The sequence below is a fragment of the Colwellia sp. C2M11 genome (genome assembly GCF_018860915.1).
Classification (GTDB): domain Bacteria; phylum Pseudomonadota; class Gammaproteobacteria; order Enterobacterales; family Alteromonadaceae; genus Colwellia.
Genome location: NZ_JAHKQD010000010.1, coordinates 67,037 through 74,809, shown reverse-complemented (window position 1 = coordinate 74,809; position 7,773 = coordinate 67,037). Strand labels below are relative to the sequence as shown.

Sequence of the window (7,773 nt, the reverse complement as noted above, 5' to 3'; positions counted from 1 at the left end):
GGTCGGTTACTTCAGACTCAGCTGGCTCTTCTGCAATAGCTTCATCCGCATCAACACCAATAGAATCTAGCAAGGCATCAATATCGTCTGGGTCGGTTACTTCAGACTCAGCTACTTCCTCTGAAACTAAAGGCTCCTCTTCCTGAATATTTGCTTCATCATCAAGCCCACTTAACAAGTCATCCAAATCATTTTGATCTAGTTCATTATTTGCTAAAACATCATCTTCCGGAGACTCGTCTTTATCTTCATCTTTGCCAGCCAGTAAGGAATCAAGTGCAGATTGATCTAACTCTCCACCTTCAAGTAAAGCTGATTCATCAACCTCCTTATCAAGTATCATGTCGTCTAGATCATCCAAGTCATCTAAATCGTCTAAGTCATTTAATGTGTCATCGTCACCATCAAGGTGTATAACATCGCTATCATCAGTCTCAAGAAGATCACTAGATAAATCGTCATCTAGTGATAATTCATCATCTAGTAATAACTCTTCATCCAGAGATAGTTCTTCATCTAATGATAATTCATCGTCGAGCGACAATTCTTCAGGCGCTTCAACTTCTTCTGTGACTTTGTCAGCTTTAGTTTTTTCTTTTAATGGCTCTTTTGGAGAATCTTCTAGGGTTGCAGGCTCTTTTTTCCTACGCTTCAGGATAAATGCAGCCACAAGTAAGATTAAAATGGCCGGTAATGTTGCCATTAATACAACAAACCATTGACTACTAAAAATATTATCATCTAACTTGGCTTGTTCTTTTTCTAAAAGTAGTTCTTCTTCTCTCGCTTGTGCTTTTGCCAGTAACGCCTGCTGCAATTGAATCATATCATCCATTTGTAGCTTAATTTCTTTGCTTTTAGCGACTTCTGCCTGCATTGTGTCTAATTGATCATTAAAAGATGACAAACGTTGGCGTAATGCCTCATTTTCTTTTAAAAGCGCTTGTAAACCACCGATAGAATCTAAAATATCCTGTTGGATATTTTCTAAGCGTAACTGTTGTTCACTATCTATTTTTTCTAATTGATCATTGAGCTCGACTTTTACGGTATCTAAATCTTGTTTATTAACATTCCGTCTAGCTGTTTTTGATGCTGAGGTCGATTTCTTAGATGAGTTGTTTTTCCATGCTTGTTCGTCTTCACTAGATTTTTTCTTTGCTGCACTAGTGTCAACTAACATCATATATTCAAACGATGGTATCTTTAAATATTCGCCATTAACTAAAAGGTTAAGATTACCATCAACAAAGGCATTAGGATTAGCTTGATATAGGGCTTGCATCACTTGATAAACACTTAAGCGATTATCAGGTCGAACGGTTAACGCTATATTCCATAGCGTATCACTTTTATTTATAGGGCCATAACGTTCATAACGTACAACATCTGATCCCTTAGGGCCTAACATACGAACGCCAGCTCTTTCTGGTAAAGCTTCTTGAGCAAAAGTAGGGAAACCAATAACGGATACACTAGTAATGATAAGGCTAGCGCTTAATATACTAGCTATTGATATGCTAAGAACAACCTGCCGTAGGCACAGGTGTAATAATTTTGGCATCGAAGTTTTCCTAGTTATTGTTTTGCAAAATTAGCTATAGGTCAGTTATTTGACAATATTTCGATAATAGTTAATCTTTAAAATATAAGCAAAAATCATTCCATTTAAAGGTGTAGCTTTAATACAACGATTAGTTTGTCATTAGGAATAATAGCAAATTCAACGTAAATATCTCAATATTTTAGTGATATAAAACAAAAAACCCGCAATTAACATATTTTATACAATGTTAACGGCGAGTTTTAAATTTTCTTAAGAGTAACAAGTAAACTATAATGGATAAGTCGAGCTTGCTACTTTTCTATCGTATTTTATTAGCTTAAATAATCTTTCACTAACAACTCAGCTATTTGAACACTATTAGTAGCAGCGCCTTTACGAATGTTGTCTGCAACAATCCATAAGTTAATACCATTTGGATGAGTGATATCCTCACGTACACGACCGACATAAGTATCATCTTGGCCACTTGCTTCACCAATTTGTGTTGGGAAATCTTCATCATTTTCACATAATACAACACCTGTTGCATTACTTAGCAATGCTTTAACTTCATCAACCGAGATTTGGCTACGTGTTTCAATGTGCAACGCTTCAGCGTGACCAAAAAATACCGGAACACGAACGGCCGTAGGGTTAACTAAAACGTTATCATCTCCAAATATTTTCTTGGTTTCCCAAACCATTTTCATTTCTTCTTTGGTGTAACCATTTTCAAGGAAAACATCGATTTGCGGAATTACATTGAATGCGATTTGACGAGAGAAATTTTTAGATTCAACTGGCTTACCTTGTAATAAATCAGCCGTTTGCTTTGCAAGCTCATCCATTGATTCTTTACCACCACCAGAAACTGATTGGTAAGTACACACGTTAATTCTATCAATGCCTACAGCATCTTGAATTGGCTTTAACGCCACTAACATTTGAATAGTTGAACAATTAGGATTAGCAATGATGTTGCGGTTTCTATATTCAGCTAATGCTTCTGGATTTACTTCTGGCACAACTAATGGAATATCGTCGTCGTAACGAAATTCAGAGGTGTTATCAATAACGATACAACCGGCATCACCAGCCAAAGGTGCAAACTTTGCTGACGTTGCACCACCAGCAGAGAAAAATCCAATTTGCGCTAAGCTCCAGTCAAACTTATCTGCATCAAGCACTTCAATGCTTTCGCCATTAAATTCAATAAATTCTCCAGCAGAGCGAGCACTTGCTAATGGGTATAATTTATTAATTGGGAAGTTTCTTTGTTCTAAAATTTCCATAATGGTTTTGCCAACTAGCCCTGTTGCGCCAAGTATGCATACATCAAATTTCTGTGCCATGATCCTCTCTCTTTTTCGTTAAATTTAGCTAAACTAATGCTAGTTTATGTTTTATTAAAACCTAAGCGATGTGGCACATCACTTGAGGTACTAGATGACAAGGTAACTTGTACCGCTGAAAACTCCCGTCTTACCGGATAGTTCTTTCTTAAGCTATCAAAACCTTTAATTGATAAGTGCTGACGGAAAATAGCATCGTCACGTCTTACATCGTAAACCATTTTTACCAGTTGGTTTAGCAATTCTTCATTAAATTCTTGATTTAATTTTACTTCTGAAATATTTGCAGGAGGTAAAAAGTTAATTAATTTACGTTTTGGCTCAAGACTAATATTCTGACGTTTTTCTATATGGCGACATAATGCCTGATAAAGCATTTCTGTTCCACCTGCTTTTCCTTCTAAGCTATAACCTGCGATATGTGCTGTCGCTATTTCTGTATGTTCAATAAGTGGCGTTAATACTTCCGGCTCACCTTCCCATACATCCAGCACAATTTTTAGTCCATGGCCTTGTAACTTTAATGCTAATAGAGCATGGTTATCAATGACTTCACCACGACAGGCATTAATTAATATTTGATTGTCTTTTAATTTAACTAAGCGTTCTTCATTTAATAAATGATAGGTTGGATAATCACCATCAGTAATTTTAGGCACATGTAATGAAATAACATCACACGCTAACACCTCTTCTAACGATGAAAAGTCTCTTGTATCTTTTTTATTATGCTCAAGTAAAGGGTCACAAATTTTATATGGAATACCTAACGCTGTTAGCTTGTCACTTAACCGTGTTCCAGTATTACCACCACCAACAATCCCAACCGTTAATAGGCTTAAATTTAATAAATAGCGTTCTGCTAACACCACCAAACTACTGATAACATATTCAGCAACAGAAATAGCATTACAGCCAGGTGCAGAATGAAAATCTATATTGCGTTGAGCTAGGTAGGTTTGATCAATATGATCTAACCCAATAGTTGCGGTACCAACAAAACTAAGCTTTTTATTCTTTTTTAAAAGCGCTTCATTAACTTTAGTAATTGAGCGAACCAATAATACATCAGCATCTATTATTTGCTCTGCTGTTAAGTTTCGCCCAGAGAAAGGTATCAAGTCCCCTTCCTTACAAAAATCGTTAAAAAACTCTTTAGCGTAAGGCATGTTTTCATCGAAGAATATTTTCATTAATTTTTCATTTATTTATTTAGCGGGAGTGTTCAAAAACTAAGTTATAGAGTAACTGCACTTGCAGAGGCAAGCAATAAAAAAGCCATAATAAGTAAATACCTAATATGGCTTTATTTAAGTCCCCTCGCTAAAGGCTATTATTTATATTTTTTCATCACTAACGTTGCATTAGTTCCACCAAAGCCAAAACTATTAGACATAATTAAGTTAAGCTCTTTGTCTAACTTCTCAGTCACAATATTCAAACCTTTTGCTTGTTCATCTAAGTTATCAATATTAATCGATGGTGCAACAAAACTATTTTCCATCATTAAAATTGAATAGATGGCTTCATGAACACCAGCAGCTCCTAGTGCATGACCAGTCATTGCTTTTGTTGCGCTAATTGCAGGGGAATTTTCACCAAACAACTCTTGAATAGCGCCTAGCTCTTTAACATCACCAACAGGTGTAGAAGTACCATGAGTATTTAAATAATCAATTTCACCTTCTACGCCTTCCATTGCTTGTTGCATACAACGTACCGCGCCTTCACCACTTGGTGCTACCATGTCATAACCATCAGATGTTGCGCCATAACCAACAATTTCAGCATAAATATGTGCACCACGAGCCAAAGCATGCTCTAATTCTTCAACAACAACCATGCCGCCACCGCCAGAAATAACAAAACCATCTCTGTCTGCATCATAAGTACGTGATGCTAACTCAGGTGTATCGTTACGACCTGCAGATAATGCGCCCATGCCGTCAAACATCATAGCTAAAGACCAATCAACTTCTTCACCACCACCAGCAAAAACAACATCTTGCTTACCTAGCTGGATAAGCTCCATTGCATGACCAATACAGTGAGCACTCGTTGCACAAGCAGAGCTGATAGAGTAGTTAACGCCTTTAATTTTAAATGGTGTAGCTAAACAAGCAGAAACTGTACTACCCATAGTTTTAGGTACGGCGTAAGGACCAACACGACGAATACCACGATTACGTAAAGTATCACAAGAAGCAACAATATTTGCTGACGATGCACCACCGCTACCAGCAACAATACCCGTTCTAAAATCTGAAACTTGTTCCTCTGTTAGTTTTGCATCAGTAATGGCTTGCTCCATCGCTATGTAGGCATAACCTGCTGCATCACCCATAAAGCGCAATGCTTTACGATCGATATGATCTTTAATATCAATGTTAGGTTTACCCCAAACATTACTTTTTAACCCTTGTTCAGCAAAACTCTCTGAATATGTAATGCCTGATTTTCCTGATTTTAAAGAGGTTAAAACCTCATCAGCATTATTACCAATGCTAGATACAATACCGATACCGGTGATTACTACACGTTTCATTTAAATAACCATTGTTTAATAAAAAATTAAGTACGAATTTGGAAAGTTCAGACTTTGATACACAAAAAATACTGAGTATTATACTGAGCTTAATCTAATAACTGGTACAACAAGTAAACTAAAAATAGACCAACCAGCGTACACTTGTACACCATAATATAATGTTACTGATAGAATATCTACGTTATCACAATAATAAAAATGTAATTACGCTGATCTAAAGCTAAAATTAACGTAAAATCTCAGACATTATGCACTGTATATAGTTGAGTTTCTTTTGAAAAAACCTGTTAGATCATCCCCTGAGTTAAGCTTTCAGCAAGATGGTACGCCATATTCTAAACAATTTACTGATATTTACTTTGATAGTGAATCTGGATATCAACAAAGCGAACAAGTTTTTTTATTAGGAAACAATATCAGTGATAGAATAAAACACAAAGATGACCGTTTTGTGATTATGGAAACTGGGTTTGGTACCGGACTTAATTTTCTATTGACCTTACAGGCGTACCATAAATTATTACAAGAAGTCACAGATAAGGAATTACCTGAATTATCTTTTATTAGCGTTGAAAAATTTCCACTTACTAAGCAGCAGTTGGTTAAATCACTGCAAGCACTACCACAATTAACTAATTTTTCTAACTTACTATTAGCACAATATCCTGAGTTATCTTGTGACAACGACAACGTTGAAGAGTTTTCGCTTAGTTTTTTTAATAATAAAGTCACGCTCACTGTTATTATTAATGATGCCACCAAAGGGTTATCCAACCTTAATCCACTAAAAAATGATTTAGCTGACGCATGGTATCTCGATGGTTTTTCTCCTGCTAAAAATCCAGAAATGTGGAGTAAGGCATTATTCGAACAAATAGCTCGTTTATCGAAACCTGAAGCTAGCATAGCCACCTTTACTGTCGCTGGTTTTGTAAAACGACAAATGCAAGACGTTGGCTTTAGAACACAAAAAACAGCCTGTATCGGTAATAAGCACGAAATGTTAACTGGCGTTTTTCAACAAAATCCTTATTCAAAAAAAGGGTATCAACTTCGCTCTATTATCACTAAACCGCAACATGTCAGCATCATCGGCGGTGGTATTGCTTCAGCTTGTGCCGCATTAGCTTTAACTAAACAAGGTATTAAAGTAACTATCTACTGTAAAGATAACTCACTTGCTCAAGGCGCATCAAGTAACGCAATTGGTGCTTTATATCCTTTATTACACCAACAAGCCGATGATATTAGTTTGTTTTATCAACAAGCATTTTGGCGAGCTAAAACACTTTATAATACGATTATTGAAGATGGTTTTAGTTTTCCTCACCAATGGTGTGGCTTATTAGAAATAGCCTATAAAGAGGCACTTGAAAAACGTCAACAGAAGTTTAATGAGTTAGCCACTTGGCCAACAAAACTAATTCATAGGGTTGATGCTAACAAGGCAAGTGAGTTAGCTAATATAGAGTTAACTCATGGTGGTTTATTTATGCCACATGCAGGCTGGATATCACCGCAAGATGCGGTTAAACAAATAATCAATGCAGCAAAAGCCACTGGTCGATTAAAAGTTGAAAATAATATATTAGTAAATAAAATAAAAAAAATAGAAACAGGTAAACCTAACAATAGTCATCAGAAAAACTGGACGTTACTCACAAATAAAGGTGAATTCGATGCCTGTGTTGTTGTTTTTTGTGGAGGCGCAGAAATAATTGATTTTGACTGGGTAAAACAATTACCTTTTAGCTCAGTTCAAGGCCAAGTAACCAACATGAATACCAATGAAAGTATCAGTGACCTTTCAACAGTGATATGTCATAAAGGTTATTTAACCCCTCAACATAACAATATGCATGCTATTGGCGCTACATTTAATAAAGACTGTACAAGAACCACAACGACATCTGAAGAAGATCAATTCAATCTAAATATGTTATCAACTTGCTTACCTGAATTAACTCAAAAAATAGGTTGGGATACAAGTGACATTGCTAGAAGTAAATCAAGGTTACGCTGTATGACCCCTGATCATATGCCAATAGTGGGTGCTATGCCTGATATTGAAAAACACATTGAAATATATCCACATTTAGCCAAAGATAAAAATTGGAAGTATGATCAAATTGCACCGGTTATTGATAATTTATATGTCATGATGGGCTTTGGTGCTAGAGGCCTATGTTCAGCACCATTGGCTGCCGATATTCTAGCAGCTGACTTGTGTGGTACTCCCTACCCTGTTGATAACGAAATGCTTTTCAATTTAAGTCCAAATCGTTTTGTCATTCGAGATATTATTAGACGAAAAATTTAACAATACC

The 7,773-nt window shown here is 36.1% G+C and carries 5 protein-coding genes; 1 reads left to right on the top strand and 4 read right to left on the bottom strand.

Features of this window, described 5'->3' with window-relative positions; translation table 11 throughout:
• From KO509_RS03790 to fabB, 4 genes are all read right to left on the bottom strand, one after another.
• On the bottom strand, positions 1-1,564 hold a 1,564-nt coding region (locus KO509_RS03790; RefSeq protein WP_289847519.1), incomplete at its 3' end, for a FimV/HubP family polar landmark protein.
• Between the two features lie 314 nt (positions 1,565-1,878).
• Positions 1,879-2,898 (bottom strand): aspartate-semialdehyde dehydrogenase, encoded by a 1,020-nt coding sequence (locus KO509_RS03785; RefSeq protein ID WP_215971959.1) that lies wholly within the window; start codon positions 2,896-2,898, stop codon positions 1,879-1,881.
• 44 nt (positions 2,899-2,942) lie between these two features.
• Positions 2,943-4,091, bottom strand: a complete 1,149-nt coding sequence (locus tag KO509_RS03780; RefSeq protein WP_215971958.1) for a 4-phosphoerythronate dehydrogenase — start codon at positions 4,089-4,091, stop codon at positions 2,943-2,945.
• Positions 4,092-4,231: 140 nt separating this feature from the next.
• Positions 4,232-5,443 (bottom strand): beta-ketoacyl-ACP synthase I, encoded by a 1,212-nt coding sequence (gene fabB / locus KO509_RS03775; protein ID WP_215971957.1) that lies wholly within the window; start codon positions 5,441-5,443, stop codon positions 4,232-4,234.
• Positions 5,444-5,720: 277 nt separating this feature from the next.
• Between fabB and mnmC the strand changes: the two genes are divergently transcribed.
• Positions 5,721-7,766: a bifunctional tRNA (5-methylaminomethyl-2-thiouridine)(34)-methyltransferase MnmD/FAD-dependent 5-carboxymethylaminomethyl-2-thiouridine(34) oxidoreductase MnmC gene (mnmC, locus tag KO509_RS03770; protein WP_215971956.1), complete on the top strand. Its 2,046-nt coding sequence runs from the start codon at positions 5,721-5,723 to the stop codon at positions 7,764-7,766.
• Positions 7,767-7,773 lie beyond the last annotated feature (7 nt).